Below are 23815 nucleotides of genomic sequence, written 5' to 3'. Positions count from 1 at the left end.
GTGGCAGGGTGGACCAATCCGTCCCTATGAATGGAGGGTTGGGCCGGAAAAGCGGGGCGGCTCCAGGTATCATCTGGTCCTTTCCCCACACACGCGTTTTGCGCCAGAACCGCCGACCGGCGCCGGTCCGGACGCGGTCGCGGCCAGCGCTAGGCTGCATCGATGCTGGACCTGGACATATCCGAATTCTTCGCCGAGGACGGGCCGCTGGCCTCGGCCATGCCCGGCTACAAGCCGCGCCCCGCGCAGATCGAGCTGGCGCAGGCCATCGGCCAGGCCATCCAGGACCGCGCCACGCTCGTCGCCGAGGCCGGCACCGGCATCGGCAAGACCTGGGCCTACCTTGTACCCGCCTTCATTCAGGGCGGCAAGGTGCTGATTTCCACAGGCACCCGCACGCTGCAGGACCAGTTGTTTTCGCGCGATCTGCCGCGCGTGCGCGCGGCGCTGGCCGCGCCGGTGACGGCCGCGCTGCTCAAGGGGCGCGGCAACTATATCTGCCACTATCACCTGGACCGCATGCAGGGCGACGAGCGCGCCCTGAAATCGCGTTCCGAGATCGCGCAGCTGCGCCAGATCCAGGTGTTCGCCGGCATCTCCAAGACCGGCGACCGGGGCGATCTGGCGCAGATACCCGAAGACGCCGAGATCTGGCAGCGCGTGACCTCCACGCGCGAGAACTGCCTGGGCCAGGAATGTCCGCGCATCCGCGACTGTTTCGTGGTCAAGGCGCGGCGCCAGGCGCAGGACGCCGACGTGGTGGTGGTCAACCACGCGCTCTTCATGGCCGACCTGGTGCTGCGCGAAGAGGGCGTGACCGACCTGCTGCCCGAGGCCGACACGGTGATCTTCGACGAAGCCCACCAGCTGCCCGACACGGCCACGCGTTTCCTGGGCAGCAGCGTGTCCACGCACCAGCTGCTGGATTTCGGCCGCGCGCTGGAAGCGGCGGGCCTGGCCTACGCGCGCGAAGCCGCGCGCTGGAGCGACGTCAGCCGCCACCTGGAAACCGCCGCGCGCGAGCTGCGGCTGGTCTGTGCGCCGCTGGACAAGCTGCCGGGCCGCAAGGCGACCTTCGAGGCGATGCCCGAGGCCGAGGAATTCGACCAGGCGCTGGCGGTGCTGCGCGAGGCCGTGGACACGGCCACCAACGCGCTGGGCGCGGTCGCCGAAAAGCATCCCGACCTGATGGCGGCGGCGCGCAGCGGCGCCGAGATCTCCGCGCGCCTGAAGCGCTGGGCCACGCCGGCGCGCGCCGGCTCGCAGGCCGACGAAGACGGCTGGGGCCGCGACGACCAGTCGGCCGAGACGGCGGCGGGCGACGGCCTGTCCACGCCCGTGGCGCTGCTCGAGGGCGCGGCCGCGGCCATGCAATGGACCGGCCCGGCCGTGCGCTGGGTCGAGCACGGCCTGCATCATGTGCGTCTGCATTCCGCGCCCCTGTCGGTGGCGCAGGCCTTCTCGAAATTCCGCAAGCCCGGCCAGGCCTGGATCATGACCTCGGCCACGCTGTCGGTGAATGGCGAGTTCGAGCACTTCACCGGCCAGCTTGGCCTGGACAAGGCGCGCACGGGCAAATGGGAGTCGCCGTTCGACTATCCCGAGCAGGCGCTCCTGTTCGTGCCGCGCGGCATGCCCGAGCCGCAGTCGCCGCAGTTCCTGGACCGTTTCGTGCAGACGCTGCTGCCCTTGCTGGAAGCCAGTCCCGGCGGCACGCTGGTGCTGTGCACGACGCTGCGCGCGGTGGACAAAGTGGCCAGCCTGCTGGCCGACGCCTTCGATGACGCCGGCCATGAATGGCCGCTGCTCAAGCAGGGCGACGCCACGCGCCGCGACCTGCTCGAACGCTTCTGCAAGCTGCCGCATCCGGTGCTGGTGGGCAGCGCCAGCTTCTGGGAAGGCATCGACCTGCCCGGCGACGTGCTGACGCTGGTGGCCATCGACAAGCTGCCTTTCGCGCCGCCCGACGATCCGGTGATCGAGGCGCGGCTGCGCGCCTGTCGCGCGCAGGGCGGCAATCCTTTCGCCGAATATCAGCTGCCCGAGGCCGCGATCTCGCTCAAGCAGGGCGCGGGACGCCTGATCCGCACGGAATCCGATTGGGGCGTGCTGATGGTGGGTGACGGCCGTCTGGTCGAAAAGCCTTATGGCAAGCGTCTTTGGCGCGGCCTGCCGCCGTTTGCCCGCACGCGCGAGCTGGATGAGGCGCTGGCGTTCTACCGGCGCAAGGGCGAGGGCGGCTGAGCGGCGCGCCTCCCGCGCAGGTTCTTGATCGCCCGCGGCGGCGGGCAAAAAAAATCCCCTCGTCAGAGGGGATTTTCTTGCCCATGCGTGAAGTGGTCAGAACGGGTTCCACCAGCTCTTGTCGGCCTTCAGTCCCTTGGACTTGAAGTTGCTGTTGGGGAAGTTCTTGTCGTATACGCGCTGCGCGTCGTTCTTCAGGTCGGTCATGCCGAGCTTGTCGTAGGACTGCACCATCAGGTAGAGCGCCTCTTCGGTGGCGGGCGCGCCCTCGAAGTCGGTGATCACGGTCTGGGCCCGGTTGGCCGCCGCCACGTAGGCGCCGCGCTCGTAGTAGTAGCGGGCCACGTAGACTTCGTTCATGGCGATGGTGTTGACCAGCCAGTTCACGCGCAGCTCGGCGTCGCGCGCGTACTTGCTGTCGGGATAGCGCTTGATCAGCTCGTTGAAGGCGTCGTAGGACGCGCGCAGGCCCTTGGGGTCGCGTTCGGCCGGATCCTGCCCGGTGATGTTGCTCATGAACGCGCTTTGCGGCGTGAAATTGATCAGGCCCTTCAGGTACAGCGCGTAGTCGGTGCCAGGATGGTTGGGGTAGAGCTGCTGGAAGCGGTCGATGGCGGCCAGGGCCTGCTCGTTTTCGCCGTCCTTCCAGTTGACGTAGGCCAGCTCGAGCAGCGCCTGCTGGGCATAGACGCCGAACGGGTAGCGGCTTTCGATGGCGGTCAGGCGCTCGCGCGCTTCCTTCCAGCCGCCGGAGGAGATCTCGGCTTTGGCGTCGGCATACAGCTGCTCGGCGCTCCAGTTGGCGGTCTTGTCGTATTTGCTGCTGGTCGAACCGCAGCCGGCGATGGCCAGCACGGCGAATAGCGCGACGACCGCGCGCAAGACCGGCCCGCTACGGGAGGCGGGAATCGAGGGAGCTGCGGAACGGTGAATCACGAGAATCGTATCCTTGGTGTTAGCATGGCAGGCTGATTATATGATTTGTCTCCATGTCTGATACAGCCGTCAGCGCAGATCCCGATTTCGACGAGGATTCCGAGGGCGAAGACCTCGGGGTTGGTCCCGATTCCGGTCCGAATTCCGACCCGGGTTCATCCTCCCAGGCGGCCGCTGGCGCGCCGCAACTGCTTACCGTTCCGCCGGGCACCCGGGCCGATCGCCTGGACAAGGTGCTGGCGGGCCTCATGCCCGAGCATTCCCGCAGCCGCCTGCAAGGTTGGATCGAGGCCGGCAAGGTGCTGGTCAACGGCGGCCCGGCCAAGGTCCGGCAGGTGGTCGGCCCCGACGACGAACTGACCGTCTGGACGCAGCCCGCGCCCGAAACGCGGGCTTTCGCGCCCGAACCCGTGGATTTCGAGGTGGTGGACGCCAGCCCGGACTGGATCGTGGTCAACAAGCCCGCCGGGCTGGTGACGCATCCCGGCGCCGGCAACTGGAGCGGCACCTTGCTCAATGGCTTGCTGCACCGCTATCCCGAGCTGGCCCAGGTGGCCCGCGCCGGCATCGTGCACCGGCTGGACAAGGACACGTCCGGACTGATGGTCGTGGCCCGCAATGAAACCGCCCAGACCCATCTGGTACGGCAACTGCAGGCCCGCAGCATGGGACGCGAATATATCGCCCTGGCGCATGGCTGGCTGGGGGCGGCCGGCAAGGTCGATCGCCCCATCGGCCGCGATGCCCGGGTGCCGGTGCGCATGAGCGTGGAACGGCCGGTGGCGCCCAAGCCCGCCGTCACGCATTACTTTCCTTCACGCCGCGGCGAGGTCGATCCCGGCGGCCGGGTGTGCGAAGTGGTCTGCCGCCTGGAAACCGGCCGCACGCACCAGATCCGCGTGCACATGGCCAGCCTGGGCCATCCTTTGCTGGCCGACGTGCTGTACGGCGGCAAGACCGTCGCGGGCGCGGGGCGGCAGATGCTGCACGCCCGCGCGCTGCATTTCGAAGACCCGGGCGGCCGGGGCGAGGTCCGGTTCAGCGCCGTCGTGCCGGCCGACATGGCGCAGGTTCAGGAAAACATCGTATGGAACGCGTGATTCAAGGATTGCCCGTGGTGACCGGCCCGCAGTGGGCCGGCGTCGAGTATTTCTGCACCACGCGCGCCGGCGGCGTCGGCGTGGCGCCGCACGACACCTTCAATCTCGGCCGTCGCGCCGAGGACAATCCCGACACCGTGGCCGAGAACCGCCGGCGCCTGCGCGCCGCGCTGCCGGCCGAGCCGCTGTGGCTGCGCCAGGTACACGGCGCCGATGTCGTCGACGCCGACGATCCCGCCACGCCGCAGGAGCCGGCCGCCGACGCCAGCGTCACGGCGCGGCCGGGCCGGGTGCTGGCCGTGATGGTGGCCGATTGCCTGCCGGTGGTGATCGCCGACGACGCCGGCCGCGTGTTGGGCGTGGCCCATGCCGGCTGGCGCGGGCTGTCCGGCGGGGTGCTGGAGCGCACCCTGGCGGCCATGCGGGCCAAGGCGCCGGATGCCGGCGGCTGGCGCGCCTGGGTCGGGCCGGGTATCGGCCCTGACGCCTTCGAGGTGGGTCGGGATGTGCTGGACGCCTTCATGGCCGACGATCCGGCCACGGAATCCTATTTCCGCCCCCGGCCGGGCCTGCCCGGCAAATGGCTGGCCGACTTGCCTGGACTGGCCGAGTTCCGCCTGCGGCGCGCGGGCGTCGGGGACGTGACGCTGAGCCGCCTGTGCACGGTTGCGGACGGCGGGCGCTTCTTTTCGTACCGGCGCGACGGGATAACCGGGCGGATGGCGCTGCTGGCCTGGCTGTCCTAGGTCAAGTCTGATGTAGCGCAAAGCGCGGCCGGCGGGCCTTTGCTACCCTGGCGGGCCTCTCCTTGTATTCCCGCATTGACAGTCCCGGACCCCGCATGCAACATCAATCGCGCAGTGTCGATAACAAGGTGTCGAAGTGAACGCCAATCTCTCCGCAGGACCCATTCCGGTGAGCGTGGCACCGGACGTTCTGGCCGACATTCAGGCCGAGTTTTCCCGCGAATGGCAGCGCCTGTGCGATGACGCCCGGCAAGGCGCGCTGCCGCCGCCGTCCGACCGGCGCTTCGCGGGTCCGGCCTGGGCCGCCCAAGGCTCGCACCTGCTGATGGCGCATGCCTACCTGCTGTCGGCCCGCGCCATGTCGCGCCTGGTCGATGCGGCGCAGGTCAGCGAACCGCTGCGCGAGCGCCTGCGCTTTTCCGTCATGCAATGGGTCGACGCGCTGTCGCCGTCCAACTTCCTGGCGCTCAATCCCGATGCGCAGCAGTCCATCGTGGAAAGCGCCGGCCGCGCGCTGACCGAAGGCGTGGCCAACCTGCTGGGCGACGTCAAGAAAGGGCGCATCACCCAGACCGACGAATCGCAGTTCGAGATCGGCCGCAACGTGGCCGTGACGCCGGGCGAAGTGGTGTTCGAGAACCGGCTGATCCAGCTGATCCAGTACGCCCCCCTGACCGCGACCGTGCACGAGCGTCCGCTGGTGATCGTGCCGCCAAACATCAACAAGTTCTACATCCTGGATCTGCAGCCCGAGAATTCCTTCGTCCGGCACGCGGTGGAGCAGGGCTATACGGTGTTCCTGGTTTCCTGGCGCAACCCGGTGTCCAGCGACACCGACGGCATCGATCGCGCCACCTGGTCCGACTACCTGGACGACGCGGTGCTGCAAGCGCTGCGCGTGGCCAGCGACATCACCAAGCAGCCCAAGGTCAACGCCCTGGGCTTCTGCGTGGGCGGCACGATGCTGGCTTCCGCGCTGGCCCTGGCCGAGGCGCGCGGCGAGCACCCGGTGGCCTCGCTCACGCTGCTGACCACGCTGCTCGATTTCCACGATACCGGCGTGCTCAAGGTCTTCGTCGACGAGGCGCACGCGCTGCTGCGCGACCACCAGTTCGGCAGCGGCGGACTGATGCCGGGCCGCGACCTGGCCACCACGTTCTCGTTCCTGCGGCCCAACGAGCTGGTCTGGAACTACGTGGTGGGCAACTATCTCAAGGGCCAGAAGCCGCCGGCGTTCGACCTGCTCTTCTGGAACGGCGACAGCACCAACCTGCCCGGGCCGTTCTTTTCCTGGTACTTCCGCAACACCTACCTGGAAAACAATCTCAAGGTGCCGGGCCGGGCGCAGGCCGCGGGCCTGCCGCTGGACCTGACGCGGCTGACCATGCCGGCCTACATATTCGGTTCGCGCGAGGACCATATCGTGCCCTGGACGGCGGCCTACGCGTCCACGCAGCTGCTGCGCGGACCGCAGCGCTTCGTGCTGGGCGCGTCGGGACACATCGCCGGCGTGGTCAATCCGCCCGCGAAGAAGCGCCGCAGCTACTGGGTCATGGAGCGCGATGGCGGGCCGGGCAACCCCTTGCCCGGCGATCCCAACGCCTGGCTGGCGCAGACCGTCGAGCAGCCGGGCAGCTGGTGGCCGGACTGGAGCGCCTGGCTGGCCGGCCATTCGGGCAAGCAGGTCAAGGCGCGCGTCAAATTGGGCAATGCCAGCCATCGGCCGATCGAGCCGGCGCCTGGCAGGTACGTGAAGGTCCGGGCCGCCTGAGGCCGCGTTCGCGGCTGGTCCGGAGCAGATGAGCAAAAGCAGTCAATCAAACGAATCGTCCGTCGCACACAGGAGGAAGTATGAGCGGGAAACTGGCTTACGTAACAGGCGGGATGGGCGGAATCGGCACCTCTATTTGCCAGCGCTTGGCCAAGGAAGGCTTTCGCGTCGTGGCGGGTTGCGGCCCCAGCCGGAATTACCAGCAATGGCTGGATGAACAGGCCGCGCAAGGCTATACGTTCCATGCCTCGGTGGGCAACGTCTCCGATTGGGACTCCACCGTGAAGGCGTTCGAGAAGGTCACGGCCGAACTCGGCCAGGTGGACGTGCTGGTCAACAATGCGGGCATCACCCGCGACGGCCTGTTCCGCAAGATGAGCGCGGACGACTGGCGCACGGTGATCGACACCAACCTCAACAGCCTGTTCAACGTGACCAAGCAGGTCATCGACGGCATGGTCGAGAAGCAGTGGGGGCGCATCATCAACATCAGCTCGGTGAATGGCCAGAAGGGCCAGTTCGGCCAGACCAACTACTCCACGGCCAAGGCCGGCATCCATGGCTTCACGATGGCGCTGGCGCAGGAAGTCGCCAGCAAGGGCGTGACGGTCAACACGATCTCGCCGGGCTATATCGGCACGGACATGGTCCGCGCGATCCGCCCCGACGTGCTGGAGAAGATCGTCGCCACCATCCCGGTGCGCCGCCTGGGCACGCCGGAGGAAATCGCGTCGATCACGGCGTGGCTGGCGTCGGATGAATCCGGCTTTTCGACGGGCGCGGACTTCTCGCTCAACGGCGGCCTGCACATGGGCTGACGCATGTGGGGCCGCCGGTTGGCGGCCCTGGCGCCGGGCGGCTTCGGGGAGAAGGCCGCCCGGCATTACACTTGACCTATCCAAAGCTTGAGAGATCGCCCGATCCGGGGACAAACACATGACGCAAGCACAAACCGGCGCCAGCCTGCGCCTGATTAAAAAATATCCCAACCGTCGTCTGTACGACACCCGGACCAGCACCTACATCACCTTGGCCGATGTCAAGCAACTGGTTCTGGCCAACGAGGAGTTCCAGGTCGTCGACGCCAAGAGTTCCGAAGACCTGACCCGCAGCATCCTGCTTCAGATCATCCTGGAAGAAGAGAGCGGCGGCATGCCCATGTTCTCGTCGAACATGCTGTCGCAGATCATCCGCTTCTATGGTCACGCCATGCAGGGCATCATGGGCTCCTACCTGGAGAAGAATATCCAGGCCTTCATGGAAATCCAGCAGCGCATGGCCGAGCAGTCCAAGGGCCTGTATGGCAGCCAGTTCGGCCCGGAGGCCTGGACGCAGTTCATGAACGTGCAGACGCCCATGCTGCAGAACATGATGAACAACTACATCGACCAGAGCAAGAACCTGTTCGTGCAGATGCAGGACCAGATGCAGGACCAGACCCGCGCCATGTTCTCGACCTTCCCGTTCACGCCGGGCGGGAACCCGGGCGGACGCAAGTAGGCAGGCAAGGCCGGCCGCCGTCGCGGCGGTCCGGGAACGAAGCCGGCGCGGTGCGCCGGCTTTTTTGCGGGCTTGATCCGGCGCAATCGTCCGCCTGTTTCCGGCGGTTCCGGTTCAGGGAGATGTCAGATTCTTTGGTTACATTAATGAAAACGGTTCTTGTTTATGTTTTAAGAACCATCGTTTCATCCATGTATCGAGGAATATGCACATGATCAAGAAAGCCTTGGCGCTGGCCATTGTCGGTTTGAGCGTGTCTGCCGCGCAGGCGGCCGAATACCCCATCGGCAAGCCGGTACAGAAGGGCGGCATGGAAATCGGCGCGGTGTACCTGCAGCCGATCGAAATGGACCCTCCCGGCATGATGCGTCCGGCCAAGGATTCCGACGTGCACCTCGAAGCCGACATCCACGCCACCGCGGACAACAAGACCGGCTTTCCGGAAGGCGAGTGGGTGCCCTACCTGGTCGTGAACTACGAGATCCAGAAGGTCGGCAGCCAGAACGTGCAGAAGGGCACCTTCATGCCCATGGTCGCCAACGACGGCCCGCACTACGGCGAGAACATCAAGCTCGAAGGCCCGGGCAAGTACAAGCTGAAGTACTCGATCCTGCCGCCGACCGCCAACAAGATGAATCACTTCGGCCGCCATGTCGACAAGGAAACGGGCGTGGGCCCGTGGTTCGAGCCGATCGACCTGGAATATGAATTCGTCTACGCCGGCACCGGCAAGAAGGGCGGCTACTGATCGTGCGTCGCCTGCTCAGCGTCATCGCGGCGGCCCTGATCGGCGCCGCCGCGCCGGCGGCGGCCGACGAGCTGCCCACGTTCACCTTGACCTTCAAGCCGAACGGCACGTTCGAGCCCGCCACGCTGGAAGTTCCGGCGGGGCGCTTCAAGATCGAACTCATCAACGAGAGCAACGAGCCGGTGGAATTCGAGAGCATCCCGCTGCGCAAGGAAAAAGTGCTGGGCCCGGGCGTGAAATCCTTCGTGGTGATCACGATCTCCCGTCCCGGCGAGTATCCGTTTTTCGATGACTTTCACCAGAACGTGAAAGGCACCTTGGTGGTCAAGCCCAAGGAATAGGTCGGTAGCAAGACATGGAACAGGTCCTCTTTATCGTCTGGCGCGAAAGCGTCGAAGCCCTGCTGGTGGTGGGCATCCTGTACACCTGGCTGCGCGCCGCGCCGCAAGGCAAGCGCGGCCTGGCCTACCTGTGGGGCGGCGTCGCCGCCGGCGCGGCGCTGGCCGTGGCGCTGGCGCTGGTGCTGCTGGGCATCTCGTCCTGGCTCAGCGACGAGGGCCAGGAATGGTTCCAGGGCATCATGTCGCTGGCCGCCTGCGCGCTGGTGGTGCAGATGGTCATCTGGATGAAGAAGCACGGCCGCACGCTCAAGAGCGAGCTTGAAGGCGGCGCGCGCACCTCGGTGGCCAATGACAACTGGTGGGGCCTGTTCCTGCTGGTGGCGATCGCCGTGGCCCGCGAGGGCAGCGAGACCGTGGTCTTCCTGTACGGCACCGTGTCGGCGGGCGAGGGCGGCGGCGACATGATCAAGCTGGCCCTGGCCGGCGTGGGCGGTTTCATCGCCGCGCTGCTGACCTTCTGGCTGCTGCAGCTGGGCGGCAAGCTGATCACCTGGCGCCGCTTTTTCCGCGTCACCGAGATCCTGTTGCTGCTGCTGGCCGGCGCCCTGCTGGTCGGCGGGCTCGACCGGCTGATCTCGCTGGACGTGGTCCCGGCCATCGTCGATCCGGTCTGGGACACCTCGGCGCTGTTGAGCGACAGCACCGGCCTTGGCAAGATCCTGGCGGATTTCGCCGGCTACCGCGCCATGCCGGCCCTGATCTCGGTGCTTGTCTGGGTGGCGTACTGGATCCTGGTCTGGGCGCTGCTGCGCTGGGCCGGCGCCAAGCCCGCCCCGGCGCCGTCGGCGGCTCGCAGCGCGTCCTGATCCGGCACGTCGGCGGATGACAGACACATGAAGGTTTAGATATGGCCGCAGCACTCGGGAGGGCGACCTCCCGTATCGCCGATTTTCTCCGTGACCATGCCCCCCTGTTGCGCAAGCTGCAGTGGGGCATTGTCGCGATATACGCTTTCCTGCTGATCGTGCCGGCGGTGCTGCCGCTGCCGGACAATTCGGCCTCGGTCGTCAATAACCTGACCATCGTCGCGCAGTTCGCGTTCTGGGGCGTGTGGTGGCCGTTCGTGCTGGTGTCCATGCCCATCCTCGGGCGCGCCTGGTGCGGCTGGCTCTGTCCGGAAGGCATGCTGACCGAATGGGCCAGCGAGCGCGGGCGCGGCAAGGCCATCCCGAAGTGGATGCGCTGGGGCGGCTGGCCCTTCGTCGCCTTCGCGCTCACCACGGTCTATGGCCAGCTGGTCAGCGTCTACCAATACCCGCTGGCGGTGCTGGCGGTGCTGGGCGGGTCCACCGTGGCCGCCATGATCGTGGGCTATCTGTACGGTCGCAACAAGCGCGTCTGGTGCAAGTACCTGTGCCCGGTCAACGGCGTATTCAACCTGCTGGCCAAGCTCGCGCCCTGGCACTTCAAGGTCGACGAAGAAAAGTGGCGTCATCCGGTGATCCGCATCGAGCCCATCAACTGTGCGCCGCTCGTGCCCCTGCGCCACATGAAGGGCGCGGGCGACTGCCATGTCTGTGGCCGCTGCAGCGGCTACCGCGGCGCCATTGCGCTGACGCCGCGCTCGCCGGAAGCCGAGATCGTCCACGTCACCGAAGGCGAACCCTGGCAGACCGCGTTGCTGTGCTTCGGTCTGATGGGCATCGCCATCGGCGCCTTCCTGTGGAGCGCCAGCCCCTGGTATGTGAGCGCCAAGCAATGGGCCGCGACCTGGCTGGTCGAGCACGACATCATGTGGCCGCTGCTGGACAATGCGCCCTGGTTCATCCTCACGCACTATCCCGAGGTCAACGACAGCTTTTCCTGGCTGGACGGCGCCGGCATCCTGATGTTCGTGGTCGGCGCCACGATCTGCGTCGGCGGCGCGGCCTATCTGTCGCTGTGGATCGCCGATCGCATCGCGCCGGCGCCGGCCGTGCCCGGCGCGGCCGCCACGCGCTGGGGCCGGCCCGGCCTGCACAAGCTGGCGCAGGCCTTGATTCCGTCCGCCGGCATCGGCGTGTTCCTGGGCCTGTCGGCCACCACGGTCAACCTGCTCAAGCATGAAGGCGTGCAGGCGGGCTGGGCCGCGCCGGTGCGCTTCACGCTGCTGACGCTGGCGGTGCTGTGGACGCTGCGTCTGTTCGCGCGGCTGTTGGCCGCAAGGCCCGGCGGCGTGCCGCGCAAAGTATTGGCGTGGCTGGTGCTGGCGGCTGGCCTGGCGCCGTTCTGCTGGTCCTGGGTGCTGTTCTTCGCCATCTGGTGAACCAGGCGGCGAAGGCGGCGGCGCTTTGAGATAAAGTGTTGGGCCCGGCCGTGTCCGCGGCCCAACCCAGAGACTCTCGCGCCCGCTCGCCATGACCGATTACGCCTTCCGCCTGCTCAACGTCTTCGCCACCAACGACTCCGCCTTCAGCGGCAACCAGCTCTGTGTGTTCGAGGACGCGCGCGGCCTGGACGACGCCGTCATGCTGCAGCTGGCCGCGCAGTTCAATCTGTCCGAAACCACCTTCATCCTGCCGTCCGAGCAGGCGGATGCGCGCGTGCGCATCTTCACGCCCGGCTACGAAATGAAGTTCGCCGGCCACCCCACGCTGGGCACCGCGCAGGTGGTGCGCGACCTGCTGAAGACCGGGGATGCGCTGACCCTGGAGTTCAAGGCGGGCGTGGTGCCGGTGACGGCGCAGGGCGATGCCTGGACCTTCACCGCGCCTTGTCCGAACGGAGTCGGCACCGCCGCGCCGGCGCTGGGCCGCGCCGAGATCGCCGGCCTGGTCGGCCTGAACGAGGATGACCTGCTGGGCGATCCCATCTGGATCGATACCGGCGCGGACCAGCTGCTGGTGCCGCTGCGCAGCGTGGACGCGGTGCGTCGCGCGCTGCCGGACAGCTCGCAACTGGACCGCTGGCAGGAAAGCAGCCTGGGACGCAAGACCACGTATCTGTTCGCTTTCGACGAAGGCGCGGTCGAAGCCGGCCGGCTGGTGGTCGAGGCGCGCTATTTCTTCGCCAAGGCCGGCGGCGGCGTGGACGAGGACGCGGCCACCGGCTCGGCCTGCGCCAACCTGGGGGGTTGGCTGCAGGCGCAGGGCCGCGCCTTGCCGGCCAGCCTCGTGGTGCGCCAGGGCGCGCAGATCGGCCGGCCCAGCCGTCTGCTGCTGGATGTGTCGGCCGACGGCCGCATCCAGGTGGGCGGCCGCGCGCTCGATATCGGGCGCGGCGTCATCACGCTCTGACATCGGTCGCGCAAAAAAAAAGCGCCCGTGCCGTGGCACGGGCGCCTTCAGGCGCATGAGATCCGGCCTACTTCTTGTTCTTGGCGGGATCCACCTTGATGTTGTTCATCACCTGCTTGACGCCTTCGATGCCGCGGGTGACCTTGGCGGCGTGGTCGGCTTCGGCGGCGGTGCCCACCGTGCCGGTCAGCGTGGCGACGCCGTTGTTGGTTTCAACCGCGATGTCCAACGCGCTGAGCTGCTTGTCGGCCACGAAGGCGGCCTTGACCTTGGTGGTCACGGTCGCGTCGGACGCGTACTCGCCCACGGACTGCTTGGGCTTGTTGTCGGCGTCGGCGGCGTAAGCCATGGAAGTGAAGACGGCGCCCGTGCCCAGTGCGGCGGCGGCGATCAGCTTGCGGATTTCCATAGATAGTGCTCCTGGTTGGTTAGAATTCGGCGCGTCGTGGACGCGATGGCTGTGACGGCTTGTCGCCGTTATTTTTTGCGGAAACTGCCGCCCAGCAGGGACAGCAGCGCCAGGACGAGAAAGACGAAGAACAGGATCTTGGCGATGCCCACGGCGGCGCCGGCGATGCCGCCGAAGCCCAGGATCGCGGCGATGATCGCGATCACGAAGAAAACCACGGCGTAGTGCAGCATGTCAGCTTCTCCCGGTGGTCGTTAACGGAATCAGGCGTGGTTCAGCGATTCTGGTCGAAGAAGTCGCGGACTTCCTTCTGCGCCTGTTCCTTGGTCTTGCCATAGCGTTCCTGGATCAGGCCCGCCAGGCGTTCGGCGTTGCCCTCGCTGCGGGTCAGCTCGTCGTCGGTGAGTTCACCCCAGGCGGCCTTGGCCTTGCCCGTCAGTTGCTTCCACTTGCCAGCGATGATGTCGTTGTTCATAAGTACCTCTCTGCGTGTGTGCGAATGTCGGCTTATGGCCGTAAGCGCTGTGTTCGCGGTTGAGTAGGACGCTGATCAGCATGGCTCCACCGTACGTGCCGGCCGGAAGGGCTGTCAAACCTGGCTGTGGGCAAATGTAACGGTGGTGATGGGGACAAATCCCCGCGTTTCCGACCGGGTGAAGGCAAGCCTGCGCCCAGAGAGGGAGTTACATTTGAGCAACGTCTTGTCCCGTTTTGAGCGGGGCAGGTAACGGGATCTGAGGGCGTTTTCGCGCGCGCCGCCAGCGCATGTCCGGCTGCGCGCCGCGTGCGATTGGCGGCGGACGAGCGCGCTGGTATCTTCGTCCGGGAGGCCGCCGGATGTCGGCGGCAATGAGCAAGGAGTCAAGCATGCCGAAACGAATCTGCGCCGCGCTGATGCTGGCGCTGGCCGTCCTGGCGACGGCGGGCTGCGCGGGCACGGACCGCTTCCAGGCGCAGGCGGACGTGGTCCGCGCCTACGGCTAGGTCCGGGCAGCAACAAAAAGCGAACGGGGCGCTCGGCAAGCGCCCCGTTCGCTTATCGCCGGCTACGGACCGGAATCAGGCTTCCCGGATGCGCTTGGCGATGTGCTCCAGCGCTTCCTCGACCTGGTCGACCAGGATCAGGCACAGGTCGCCGGCCTGCAGGCGCGCCAGCGCCGTGTCGATGGCCAGGAACTCGCCGTAGATCTCATCGACCTGCTTGGCGCGGGTGGCGTTGACCAGGCCCTGGCGCAGCAGCGCCACCACTTCGCCGTCGGCGCGGCCGCGCTGGCACTGGTCCTGGTAGAGCAGCACGTCGTCGAAGGCTTCGCCCAGGATCTCGGTCTGCATGCGGATGTCCTCGTCGCGGCGGTCGCCGGCGCCGCTGATCACCACCGAGCGCCGCTTGGCGGGCATGGCGTCCACGGCGCGCACCAGCGCCAGGATGGCGTCGGGGTTGTGGCCGTAGTCGGCGATGACCGTCGCGCCGTGATAGTCGAACACGTTGAAGCGGCCCGGCGCGGTCTGGGCGTCGTTGACGAAGCTGGCCAGCCCGCGGCGCACGATGCTCCAGTCCAGGTTCAGCCCCCAGGCCGCGGCGATGGAAGCCATCGCGTTCTCGACCTGGAAGACGATGGTGCCGTTGCGGGTGAGCGGGATCTCGGCCAGCGGGAAGCGGGTTTCCTCCGCGCCTTGGGCCGCGACGATGCTGTCGCCGTCGCGATAGACCACGCGCAGGCCCTGGGCGCGATGCGTGGCCATGATGGGATGGTTGCGGTCCTCGGCGAAATAGGTGATCGAGCCGGGGCAGCTGGCGGCCATCTCGGCGACGATGGGATCGGCGGCGTTCAGCACCGCCATGCCTGACGGATGCACGTGCTGGACGATGACGCGCTTGACCACGGCCAGGTCCTCGACCGTGCTGATGTAGCCCAGGCCCAGGTGGTCGCCCATGCCGATGTTGGTGACGATGGCCACGTTGCAGCGGTCGAACGCCAGGCCTTCGCGCAGGATGCCGCCGCGCGCGGTCTCGAACACGGCCGCGTCCACGTCGGGGTGCATGAGCACGCTGCGGGCGCTGCGCGGGCCGCTGCAGTCGCCCGTGTCGATGCGCAGGTTGTCGACGTACACGCCGTCGGAATTGGTCATGCCGATGCGGTGGCCGGCGGCGCCCAGCAGATGCGCGGTCAGGCGCACGGTGGTGGTCTTGCCGTTGGTGCCGGCCACCGCCACGACCGGGATGCGGCCGTCTTCGCCGTCGGCGTACATGTTGGCGATGATGGCCTCGCCCACGTTGCGGCCCTTGCCGAAGGACGGATTCAGGTGCATGCGCAGGCCGGGCGCGGCATTGACTTCCACCACGCCGCCGTGTTGTTCCTCCAGCGGATACAGCACGCTCTCGGCGACGATGTCCACGCCGCAGATGTCCAGGCCGATCATTCGGGCGGCCGACACGGCGCGCGCGGCCATCTCGGGATGGACCTCGTCGGTCACGTCGGTGGCCGAGCCGCCAGTGCTCAGGTTGGCGTTGTTGCGCAGGAAGATCAGCGTGCCCGGGGGCGGCACGGAATCGGCGTCATAGCCCTGTTTCTTCAGCGTGGCCAGGGCGATGTCGTCGAAGCGGATCTTGGTCAGCGAGGTGGCGTGGCCGTCGCCGCGCAGCGGGTCGGCGTTGACCTGCTCGACCAGCTGGCGGATGGTGTGGCGGCCGTCGCCGGTGACCTGCGGCGGATCGCGGCGCGAGGCCGCGACCAGGTTGCCGCCCACCACCAGCAGGCGGAAGTCATGGCCGGGGATGTAGCGCTCGACGATGACTTCCGAGCTGATTTCCTCGGCCACTTCGAAGGCCTGGATCACGCGTTCGCGCGTCTCGATGTTGACGGCCACGCCACGACCCTGGCTGCCGTCGCGCGGCTTGACCACGACCGGGCCGCCCAGTTCCTGGGCGGCTTCCCAGGCTGCTTCGGCGGAGGTGACCGAGCGGCCCAGCGGCACCGGCACGCCGGCCGCGTCCAGCAGCATCTTGGTCAGGTCCTTGTCCTGCGCGATCGATTCGGAGATGGCGCTGGTCAGGTCGGTCTCGGCGGCCTGGATGCGGCGCTGCTTGCTGCCCCAGCCGAACTGCACCATGCTGCCCTGCGTCAGGCGGCGGTAGGGAATGCCGCGCGCGGTGGCGGCGTTGACGATGGAGCCGGTGCTCGGGCCCAGGCGCACGTCCTCGTCCAGCTCGCGCAGGCGCTTGAGGGCGTCGGGCAGGTCGAAGGGCGTGTCGTCCAGCGCGGCGCGCACCAGCTGCTGGGCGAGCTCCATCGCCAGGCGGCCGACTTCTTCCTCGCTGTACTCGACCACCACCTGGAACACACCCGGTTCGATCGTGGTCGAGGTGCGACCGAACGTGACCGGGCAGCCGGCGTGGGCCTGCATGGTCAGCGAGACGATCTGCAGCACGTGGGCGATGGAGACGGCGCCCTGGTGGCCCTCGGGGCGCAGCAGGCCGGTCTGCGGCAGGCGGGCGCGCAGCCGCGCCTCGAAGTCGGGGAGGTTGTCGATGGAGCACTCGGCGTCGGCGCAGGACACGATGGCCTCGATCGCCGTGTTCTTGCTCCACAGATTGGGGCCGCGCAGCGCTCGGATGCGGGAAACTTCCATGGCAGGTATTCCTGTCTGTCTGGCTCAGGCGCGCCCCGATCAGGGCGCGCCGGGGTGGTGTCAGTGTTGCTGGATCCAGCGGCGGACCAGATCGATGGTGGGGCCGGAGAAGGCTTCGTCCGACTGCAGCAGGACGAAGTCGCCGGTGGCGATGGCGTCCAGCGCGCCGGCGATGGCCTTGCCGTGGTCGGGTTCGTCCTCGATGTGCTTGACGCGGCTGCCTTGCGCCAGGCCCTGGCGCAGCAGCGCGCGCGCCTGGCCTTCGGGACGCTTGCTGCGCACCGTGGCGTCGTCGTACAGCACCACGCGGTCGAAGGCGTCGCCCAGCAGCTTGCCCTGTTCGATCAGGTCGGCGTCGCGGCGGTCCGCGCCGGCCGAGTAGACGGCGCAGCGCGCGGTGGCGGGGAATTGGTCGATGGCGGCGATCAGCGGGCGCAGCGCCGAGGCGTTGTGCGCGTCGTCGACCACGACCGTGCTGCCGCCGCGCTCGAACAGCGTGAACTGCCAGGGCGCGTCGGCCTGATCGATGTCGAAGGTCTCGATGCCGGCGCGGATCAGCTCCACCGGAATGTCCAGTGCCCAGGCCGCGCCGACGGCGGCCAGCACGTTCTTGACCTGGAAGGCCACGCGGCCGCCGTGGGTCAGCGGGATCGCGGCCACGTCGGCCAGGCGTTCCTGGCGCGGGCCCTGCGCCAGCACGATGGCGCCGTCGCGCACGAACACGGCGCGGCCATCCTGCTGCAGGTGAGCGGCGATGGCGGGCAGGGCGGGGTCGATGCCGAAGAAGATCACGGCGCCGTCGGACAGCTCGGCCATTTCGACCACGCGCGGATCGCGCGCGTTCAGCACCGTGTAGCCGCCGGGCAGCACCACGTCCACCTGCGTGCGGAAGACGTTGAACATGCGTTCGGCGTCATTGATGTCGAAATCGCCGAGGTGGTCGGCGTCGTCGATGTTGGTGACCACGCCGACCTGGCAGCGGTCGTAGGCCAGGCCCTGGCCCAGGATCACGCTGCTGTCGTTCTCGATGACGGCGGCGTCGACGTTGCGGTTCATCAGGACGCGCGTGCCCGAGGCGAAGTCGGCGCGGTCGCCCTTCTGCACCAGGCGGCGGTCCAGGTACAGGCCCTCGCTGCAGGCCAGGCCGGTGCGCTTGCCCGACAGGTACAGCAGGCGCGCGATCAGGCGCGCGACCACGGTCTTGCCGTTGGTGCCGGTGACGCCGACGATGGGGATGCGGCCGGCGTCGCCTTCGGGGAACAGGTGGTCGACGATGGCCCGGCCCACGGGGCGGGGCGTGCCGTCGGCCGGCTTCAGGTGCATCAGCAGGCCGGGGCCGGCGTTGACTTCGACGATGGCGCCGCGCTGCTCGTCCAGCGGCCGCGAGATGTCCTCGGCCACCAGGTCCACGCCGGCGATGTCCAGGCCGACGATGCGGGCGGCCAGCGTCACGGTCGCGGCGACGCTGGGGTGGACCTTGTCGGTCACGTCGAACGCCACGTTGCCGCTGCGCTGCACCAGCACGCGCTGGCCGTCGGCGGGCACGCTGTCGGCGTCCATGCCCTGGCGGGCGATCTCCAGGCGCGCGGCGGAATCCAGGCGCACCGGGTTCAGCGGGTGATTCTCGGTGCGGCCGCGGCGCGGGTCGGTATTGATCTGGTTGTCGATCAGCTCAGTGATGGAGGACTTGCCGTCGCCCGTGACCCAGGCCGGCTCGCCGGCGGCGGCGGCCACCATGCGGTCGCCCACGACCAGCAGGCGGTGCTCGTTGCCCAGCACGAAGCGCTCGACGATGACGCCGCTGCCTTCCTCGACCGCGACGGCGTAGGCCGACAGCACTTCCTCGCGCGTGGTCAGGTTGGTGAATACGCCGCGGCCGTGGTTGCCGTCATAGGGCTTGACCACCACCGGCAGGCCGATGTCCTCGGCCGCGTCCCAGGCGTCCTCGGGGCTGTCGACCAGGCGGCCTTCCGGCACCGGCACGCCGCAGGTGGACAGCAGTTCCTTGGTCAGGTCCTTGTCGCGCGAGATGCCCTCGGCGATGGCGCTGGTGCGGTCGGTCTCGGCGGTCCAGATGCGGCGCTGGCGCGAGCCGTAGCCGAACTGCACAAGGTTGCCCTCGAACAGGCGGATGTAGGGAATGTCGCGGTCGTCGGCCGCGTCCACGATGCAGGCCGTGCTGGGGCCCAGGCAGTGGCGGTCGATCAGCGTGCGCAGGCGCGCCACGGCGGCGGGCACGTCGAACGGGCGGTCCTCGATGCCGGCCATGACCAGGTTGCGGGCTTCTTCCAGCGCGGCGCGGGTGACCTGTTCCTGCCAGGCGCGCACCACGACCTTGTAGACGCCGCGGGTGGAGGTTTCCCGGGCCTTGCCGAAACCGCCGCGCAGGCCGGCGAGGTTCTGCAGTTCCAGGGTGACATGTTCAAGAATGTGGCCGGGCCAGGTGCCTTCCTTCAGTCGCATCAGGAAGCCGCCCCGCACCCCCGGGCTGCAACGGTGCTCGATCAGGGTCGGCAGCCATTCGGTCAGGCGTTCGTAGAATCCGGGGATCGTGTTCGACGGGTAGTCTTCCAGCTCGCCGATGTCCACCCAGGCTTCCAGGACCGGACGGTAGGTCCAAATGTTCGGGCCGCGCAAAGCCACGACATCGAGAAATTCAATGTCTTTCTTTTTCATGTTTTAATTTGCTCGAGATGCAGGTTGGCACGCGCGGAAGCCCCTATGCATATGACCGCGAATTTGATTGGGGTTGCGCTTAAAGAATAATGCCAACAAGTGGGGGATCCCAGAGATATTCCTAATTAGAAAAATCGGCTGATACTATACGACGCCTTCAAGGGCGGGAACTCGATTTGTTGTAAGGAAAGGACACGTTTTCGGCCCTTGGCGGAAAACAGCTTTGCCACCTTGCATGGCAGTGTCTAGGGCAGTGTCTGGGCCCCGGTATGCGTACCAATGAAAAAACCAAACCTGCATTCAGGCCTTGCCGATGCCTTTCCTGCCCGCTGGCGGGATGAAATCCGCGCCGAACTGACCGATGGCGAAACCCTGCTGGCCTGGGTCGAGATAGACCTGGACCAGCGGCTGAAGTTCCATCCTGGCCTGGTGGCGGCCACGGACAAGCGCCTTTTGGCGCGCAAGGCCGACGACAGCGGCTGGGAGTCCTGGGCGTACGGTCCCCAATTGTCCCTGACGCTGGCCGACCATGCCGGCGCGGCGGTCATGGAATTGCACGACGACAACGCGCGCCTGGGCATCTGGCGCTTCACGCTGGCCTGCAACCCGCCGGCGCTGCGCCTGCTGGCGCAGTTCGAGGCGCAGCAGGCCATCCGCCTGTCGGGGCAGCCGCCGCAACATGACGGCGATCGCGCCTGCATCATCTGCCACAACCCGATTCCCGAAGACGCCGAGGAATGCCCGGTCTGCCATCGCGAGCAGGCGGCGCCGTCATCGACCTGGGCGCTGCTGCGGCTGTGGCGCTTCGCCAAGCCGTACCGGCTGGCGCTGCTGTCTGGCTTCCTGCTGACGTTGCTGGGCACGGCCGCCGCGATGGTGCCGCCGTACCTGACCATGCCGCTGATGGACGATGTGCTGATCCCGTTCCAGAACGGCGCGCCCATCGACTACGACAAGGTCCGCCTCTACCTGGGTGGCCTGCTGGCCTCGGCTGTCCTGGCGTGGGGCCTGGGCTGGGCCCGCACCTTCATCCTGGCCTGGGTCAGCGAGCGGATCGGCGCGGACCTGCGCACCACCACCTACGAACACCTGCAGAAGCTGTCGCTGGAATACTTCGGCGGCAAGCGCACCGGCGACCTGATCTCGCGCATCGGCAGCGAGACCGACCGCATCTGCGTGTTCCTGTCGCTGCACCTGCTCGACTTCGCCAATGACATCCTGATGATCGTCATGACGGCGGTCATCCTGGTGTCGATCAACCCCTGGCTGGCGCTGGTGACGCTGGTGCCGCTGCCCTTCATCATCTGGATGATCCACGCCGTGCGCGACCGGCTGCGGCATGGCTTCGAGAAGGTCGATCGCATCTGGTCGGAAATCACCAACGTGCTGGCCGACACCATCCCGGGGATCCGCGTGGTCAAGGCCTTCGCCCAGGAAAAGCGCGAGGTCGCCCGTTTCCGCGAAGCCAACAACCGCAACCTGGAAGTCAATGACCGCGTCAACACGGTCTGGTCGCTGTTCTCGCCCACGGTCACGCTGCTGACCGAGGTCGGCCTGCTGGTGGTGTGGATCTTCGGCATCTGGCAGGTCTCGCAGAAGCAGATCACGGTGGGCGTGCTGGCGGCCTTCCTGGCCTATATCGGCCGCTTCTACACGCGCCTGGATTCCATGAGCAGGATCGTGTCGGTGACGCAGAAGGCCGCCGCCGGCGCCAAGCGCATCTTCGACATCCTGGATCACGTTTCCAGCGTGCCCGAACCGCAGAATCCGGCCAAGCTGCCGCAGATCAACGGCCGCATCGAATTGCGCGAGGTGGGTTTCCGCTACGGCAACCGGCAGGTCATCCGCGGTCTGAACCTGAACATCGCGCCGGGCGAGATGATCGGCCTGGTCGGCCACAGCGGCTCGGGCAAGAGCACGCTGATCAACCTGATCTGCCGCTTCTACGACGTGTCCGAGGGCGCGGTGATGGTGGACGGCGCCGACATCCGCTCGCTGCGCGTGTCCGAGTACCGCCGCAACATCGGCCTGGTGCTGCAGGAACCGTTCCTGTTCTTCGGCACCATCGCCGAGAACATCGCCTACGGCAAGCCGGAGGCCACGCGCGAGGAAATCGTCGCGGCCGCGCGCGCCGCGCACGCGCATGAGTTCATCCTGCGGCTGCCGCATGGCTACGACTCGCTGGTCGGCGAGCGCGGCCAGGCCTTGTCCGGCGGCGAACGCCAGCGCATCTCGATCGCGCGCGCGCTGCTGATCGATCCGCGCATCCTGATCCTGGACGAAGCCACGTCCTCGGTGGACACCACCACCGAAAAGGAAATCCAGAAAGCGCTGGACAACCTGGTGCGCGGACGCACCACCATCGCCATCGCCCACCGCCTGAGCACGCTGCGCAAGGCCGACCGGCTGGTGGTGCTGGACCGAGGCCAGATCGTCGAGCAGGGGCCGCACGAGGAACTGATGGCCAAGGAAGGCGCGTACTACCGCCTTTATCAGGCGCAGGCCCGCCAGGCCGAGGCCGACGCCCAGTCGCCGGGCAGCGACGACATGGCCGCCGTGGCCTGACGCGGAAACGGAAACCCAGCCATGACGCTTCCCACATTCCAATTGCGCCGCAATGCCTTCGGCCGCCTGGTGTTCCAGGGCGCCGACGGCCAGGCGCACGAGGGCGTGCTGCCCGTGCGCGCCTTTCCCATCAGCCAGCCGGGCCGGGGCCTGTCGCTGGTGACCGCCGACGGCCACGAACTGCTCTGGATCGATCAACTGGCGGACCTGCCCGCCGACGCCCGGGCGCTGGTGGAAGAGGAACTCGCCAGCCGCGAGTTCATGCCGGAGATCCGCAAGCTCAAGAGCGTGTCGGCCTTCGCCACCCCCACCGTCTGGAAGGTCGAGACCGACCGGGGCGAGACGGCCTTCACGCTGCGCGGCGAGGAAGACATCCGCCGCCTGAACGCGCAGACGCTGCTGATCGCCGACAACCACGGCATCTTCTATCTGATCCGCGACCTGATGTCGCTGGACAAGCACAGCCGCAAGCTGCTGGATAGGTTCTTGTAGGATCACCCCCGAAGCGCTTGCGCGCTTCCCCCTCGGCGGGCCCCCCTCAAGGGGGCGCCACTGCGGACCGGCAAAGCCGGCTCCGCGTGGCCCCGCTTGGGCGAGGCCTGCTTCATGCGGCGAGTGTTGGCTTCGTGGGGTAGTTGCTGGGCGGACTTTTAACCAGCACTATCGGGCGTGTTCTGCTTGAACGGTGTGTGCGCTTCCAGTTCGTCCAGGTAGCCTTCGACCGCCGTGGTTTCCTCGTCGAGGAAGCGTTGGATCGCGTCGGCGAAGCGCGGGTCGGCGACCCAGTGGGCGGACCAGGTGGGGGTGGGCAGCAGGCCGCGCGCCATCTTGTGTTCGCCTTGCGCGCCGCCTTCGAAGCGGGCGAAGCCGTGCGCGATGCAGTAGGCGATGGCCTGCATGTAGCAGGTCTCGAAATGCAGGCCCGGCACGTATTCCGTGGCGCCCCAGTAACGTCCGTACAGCGCGTCGCCGCCGGCCAGGTTCAGCGCCGCCGCCACGGGCACGCCGTCGCGTTCGGCCAGGATCAGCACGAAGGCGTCGGGCTGGTCGCGGTGGGCGCGGTGGAAGAAGTCCGCGCTCAGGTAGGGCGGGTTGCCGTGCTGGAAGTAGGTGGCGCGGTAGCACTGGTAGAAGAAATCCAGCTCGTCCGCGCCGATGGCGTCGCCGCGCAGCCAGCGGTGGCGCAGGCCGGCGGCGGCGACCTTCTTGCGGTCCTGCCGGATCTTCTTGCGCTTGTCGTGGCTCATCGAGGCCAGGAAGGCGTCGAAATCGGCATGGCCGGCATTGCGCCAATGGAACTGCACGCTTTCGCGGACCAGGAAGCCGGCCTCGCGCAGCGCGCGCATGTCAGTATCGGACGGGAACAGCAGGTGCAGCGAGGACACGCCGATTTCCTCGGCGAAGGCGATCAGCGCGCGCGCCAGCGCGGCGCGCTCGTCCGGGCCGGCGGCCAGCAGGCGGGGGCCGGTCACGGGAGTGAAGGGAATGGCCGACAGCAGCTTGGGGTAATAGCGCAAGCCGTACCGCTCGAAGGCGTCGGCCCAGGCATGGTCGAACACGTACTCGCCGCGCGAGTGAGATTTCAGGTACAGCGGCACGGCGCCGGCCAGCGTCTGGCCGCGCCACAGCGCCAGGTAGTGCGGCGACCAGCCGGTCCGTGGCGAGGCGCAGCCGGTCTCGTGCATTGCCCGCAAAAAGGCGTGGCGCAGGAAGGGCTGGTCGCCGGCCAGCGCGTCCCATTGACGGGCGTCGATGCGGGACAGGTCGGTTTCGATGGTCAGGCGCGGCGAGGAATCCATGGGGCAATGATAAAGTCTCCCAGGTTGCGGCCCAAGGCCGCGCCGCCGCCCCGAGAGGCCGGCTTCCTGGTCCGC

Annotated in this window: 20 protein-coding genes; 13 read left to right on the top strand and 7 right to left on the bottom strand. The window is 67.6% G+C overall.

Features of this window, described 5'->3' with window-relative positions; all coding sequences use genetic code 11:
• The first annotated feature begins 162 nt into the window (after positions 1-162).
• Positions 163-2244, top strand: coding sequence for an ATP-dependent DNA helicase (locus tag ACEU5R_RS22245; RefSeq protein WP_392411677.1), 2082 nt, complete (start codon positions 163-165; stop codon positions 2242-2244).
• Between the two features lie 96 nt (positions 2245-2340).
• Here the strand turns inward: ACEU5R_RS22245 and ACEU5R_RS22240 are convergent, their stop codons facing one another.
• A complete protein-coding gene (locus tag ACEU5R_RS22240) occupies positions 2341-3126 on the bottom strand; it encodes an outer membrane protein assembly factor BamD (RefSeq protein WP_103273243.1) in 786 nt (261 codons plus the stop codon).
• Positions 3127-3233: 107 nt separating this feature from the next.
• On the opposite strand from ACEU5R_RS22240, the gene ACEU5R_RS22235 reads away from it, so the two are divergent.
• The 10 genes from ACEU5R_RS22235 to ACEU5R_RS22190 all read left to right on the top strand — a co-directional run bounded on the left by ACEU5R_RS22235 (position 3234) and on the right by ACEU5R_RS22190 (position 12661).
• On the top strand, positions 3234-4280 hold the full coding sequence (locus ACEU5R_RS22235) for an RluA family pseudouridine synthase (protein WP_392411675.1): 1047 nt from the start codon (positions 3234-3236) through the stop codon (positions 4278-4280).
• The gene (pgeF, locus tag ACEU5R_RS22230) at positions 4268-5026 is read left to right on the top strand and encodes a peptidoglycan editing factor PgeF (RefSeq protein WP_392411673.1); all 759 of its coding nucleotides are present in this window, start codon (positions 4268-4270) and stop codon (positions 5024-5026) included. The genes ACEU5R_RS22235 and pgeF overlap by 13 nt, the downstream gene beginning before the upstream one ends.
• 136 nt (positions 5027-5162) lie before the next feature.
• Positions 5163-6797, top strand: a complete 1635-nt coding sequence (locus tag ACEU5R_RS22225; protein ID WP_103273246.1) for an alpha/beta hydrolase — start codon at positions 5163-5165, stop codon at positions 6795-6797.
• An 80-nt stretch (positions 6798-6877) separates the two neighbouring features.
• A complete protein-coding gene (phbB, locus tag ACEU5R_RS22220; RefSeq protein ID WP_103273247.1) occupies positions 6878-7615 on the top strand; it encodes an acetoacetyl-CoA reductase in 738 nt (245 codons plus the stop codon).
• A gap of 118 nt (positions 7616-7733) precedes the next feature.
• Positions 7734-8297 (top strand): polyhydroxyalkanoate synthesis repressor PhaR, encoded by a 564-nt coding sequence (gene phaR / locus ACEU5R_RS22215; RefSeq protein ID WP_103273248.1) that lies wholly within the window; start codon positions 7734-7736, stop codon positions 8295-8297.
• A 211-nt stretch (positions 8298-8508) separates the two neighbouring features.
• Positions 8509-9045 carry an iron transporter gene (locus tag ACEU5R_RS22210; RefSeq protein ID WP_103273249.1) on the top strand — a complete coding sequence of 179 codons (537 nt, stop codon included), beginning with the start codon at positions 8509-8511 and terminating at the stop codon, positions 9043-9045.
• Positions 9046-9047: 2 nt separating this feature from the next.
• Positions 9048-9386, top strand: a complete 339-nt coding sequence (locus tag ACEU5R_RS22205) for a cupredoxin domain-containing protein (protein ID WP_103273250.1) — start codon at positions 9048-9050, stop codon at positions 9384-9386.
• 14 nt (positions 9387-9400) lie between these two features.
• Positions 9401-10252, top strand: a complete 852-nt coding sequence (locus tag ACEU5R_RS22200) for an FTR1 family protein (protein ID WP_103273251.1) — start codon at positions 9401-9403, stop codon at positions 10250-10252.
• 41 nt (positions 10253-10293) lie between these two features.
• Positions 10294-11691 (top strand): 4Fe-4S binding protein, encoded by a 1398-nt coding sequence (locus tag ACEU5R_RS22195; protein ID WP_103273252.1) that lies wholly within the window; start codon positions 10294-10296, stop codon positions 11689-11691.
• A 91-nt stretch (positions 11692-11782) separates the two neighbouring features.
• Complete coding sequence (locus ACEU5R_RS22190; RefSeq protein WP_392411670.1) at positions 11783-12661, top strand: PhzF family phenazine biosynthesis protein; 879 nt, start codon at positions 11783-11785, stop codon at positions 12659-12661.
• 67 nt (positions 12662-12728) lie between these two features.
• Here the strand turns inward: ACEU5R_RS22190 and ACEU5R_RS22185 are convergent, their stop codons facing one another.
• The 5 genes from ACEU5R_RS22185 to cphA (ACEU5R_RS22165) form a co-directional block, all read right to left on the bottom strand.
• Positions 12729-13070: a BON domain-containing protein gene (locus ACEU5R_RS22185; protein WP_103273254.1), complete on the bottom strand. Its 342-nt coding sequence runs from the start codon at positions 13068-13070 to the stop codon at positions 12729-12731.
• A gap of 68 nt (positions 13071-13138) precedes the next feature.
• The gene (locus tag ACEU5R_RS22180; RefSeq protein WP_103273255.1) at positions 13139-13303 is read right to left on the bottom strand and encodes a DUF1328 domain-containing protein; all 165 of its coding nucleotides are present in this window, start codon (positions 13301-13303) and stop codon (positions 13139-13141) included.
• 41 nt (positions 13304-13344) lie between these two features.
• Complete coding sequence (locus tag ACEU5R_RS22175) at positions 13345-13545, bottom strand: CsbD family protein (protein ID WP_103273256.1); 201 nt, start codon at positions 13543-13545, stop codon at positions 13345-13347.
• Positions 13546-14129: 584 nt separating this feature from the next.
• Positions 14130-16700 (bottom strand): cyanophycin synthetase, encoded by a 2571-nt coding sequence (gene cphA / locus ACEU5R_RS22170; protein WP_392411668.1) that lies wholly within the window; start codon positions 16698-16700, stop codon positions 14130-14132.
• 60 nt (positions 16701-16760) lie between these two features.
• A complete protein-coding gene (gene cphA / locus ACEU5R_RS22165) occupies positions 16761-19376 on the bottom strand; it encodes a cyanophycin synthetase (protein WP_392411666.1) in 2616 nt (871 codons plus the stop codon).
• 279 nt (positions 19377-19655) lie between these two features.
• On the opposite strand from cphA (ACEU5R_RS22165), the gene ACEU5R_RS22160 reads away from it, so the two are divergent.
• Together ACEU5R_RS22160 and ACEU5R_RS22155 are read left to right on the top strand one after the other, a co-directional pair.
• Complete coding sequence (locus ACEU5R_RS22160) at positions 19656-21941, top strand: ABC transporter transmembrane domain-containing protein (protein WP_392411664.1); 2286 nt, start codon at positions 19656-19658, stop codon at positions 21939-21941.
• A 21-nt stretch (positions 21942-21962) separates the two neighbouring features.
• Complete coding sequence (locus ACEU5R_RS22155; protein ID WP_103273260.1) at positions 21963-22433, top strand: DUF1854 domain-containing protein; 471 nt, start codon at positions 21963-21965, stop codon at positions 22431-22433.
• 158 nt (positions 22434-22591) lie between these two features.
• Here the strand turns inward: ACEU5R_RS22155 and ACEU5R_RS22150 are convergent, their stop codons facing one another.
• Positions 22592-23740, bottom strand: a complete 1149-nt coding sequence (locus ACEU5R_RS22150) for a GNAT family N-acetyltransferase (protein ID WP_392411662.1) — start codon at positions 23738-23740, stop codon at positions 22592-22594.
• Positions 23741-23815 lie beyond the last annotated feature (75 nt).

The organism is Achromobacter sp. 413638 (genome assembly GCF_043119405.1).
GTDB lineage: Bacteria > Pseudomonadota > Gammaproteobacteria > Burkholderiales > Burkholderiaceae_B > Achromobacter.
The sequence above is the reverse complement of the archived record's forward strand: the minus strand, read 5'-3'. Positions and strand labels throughout refer to the sequence as shown.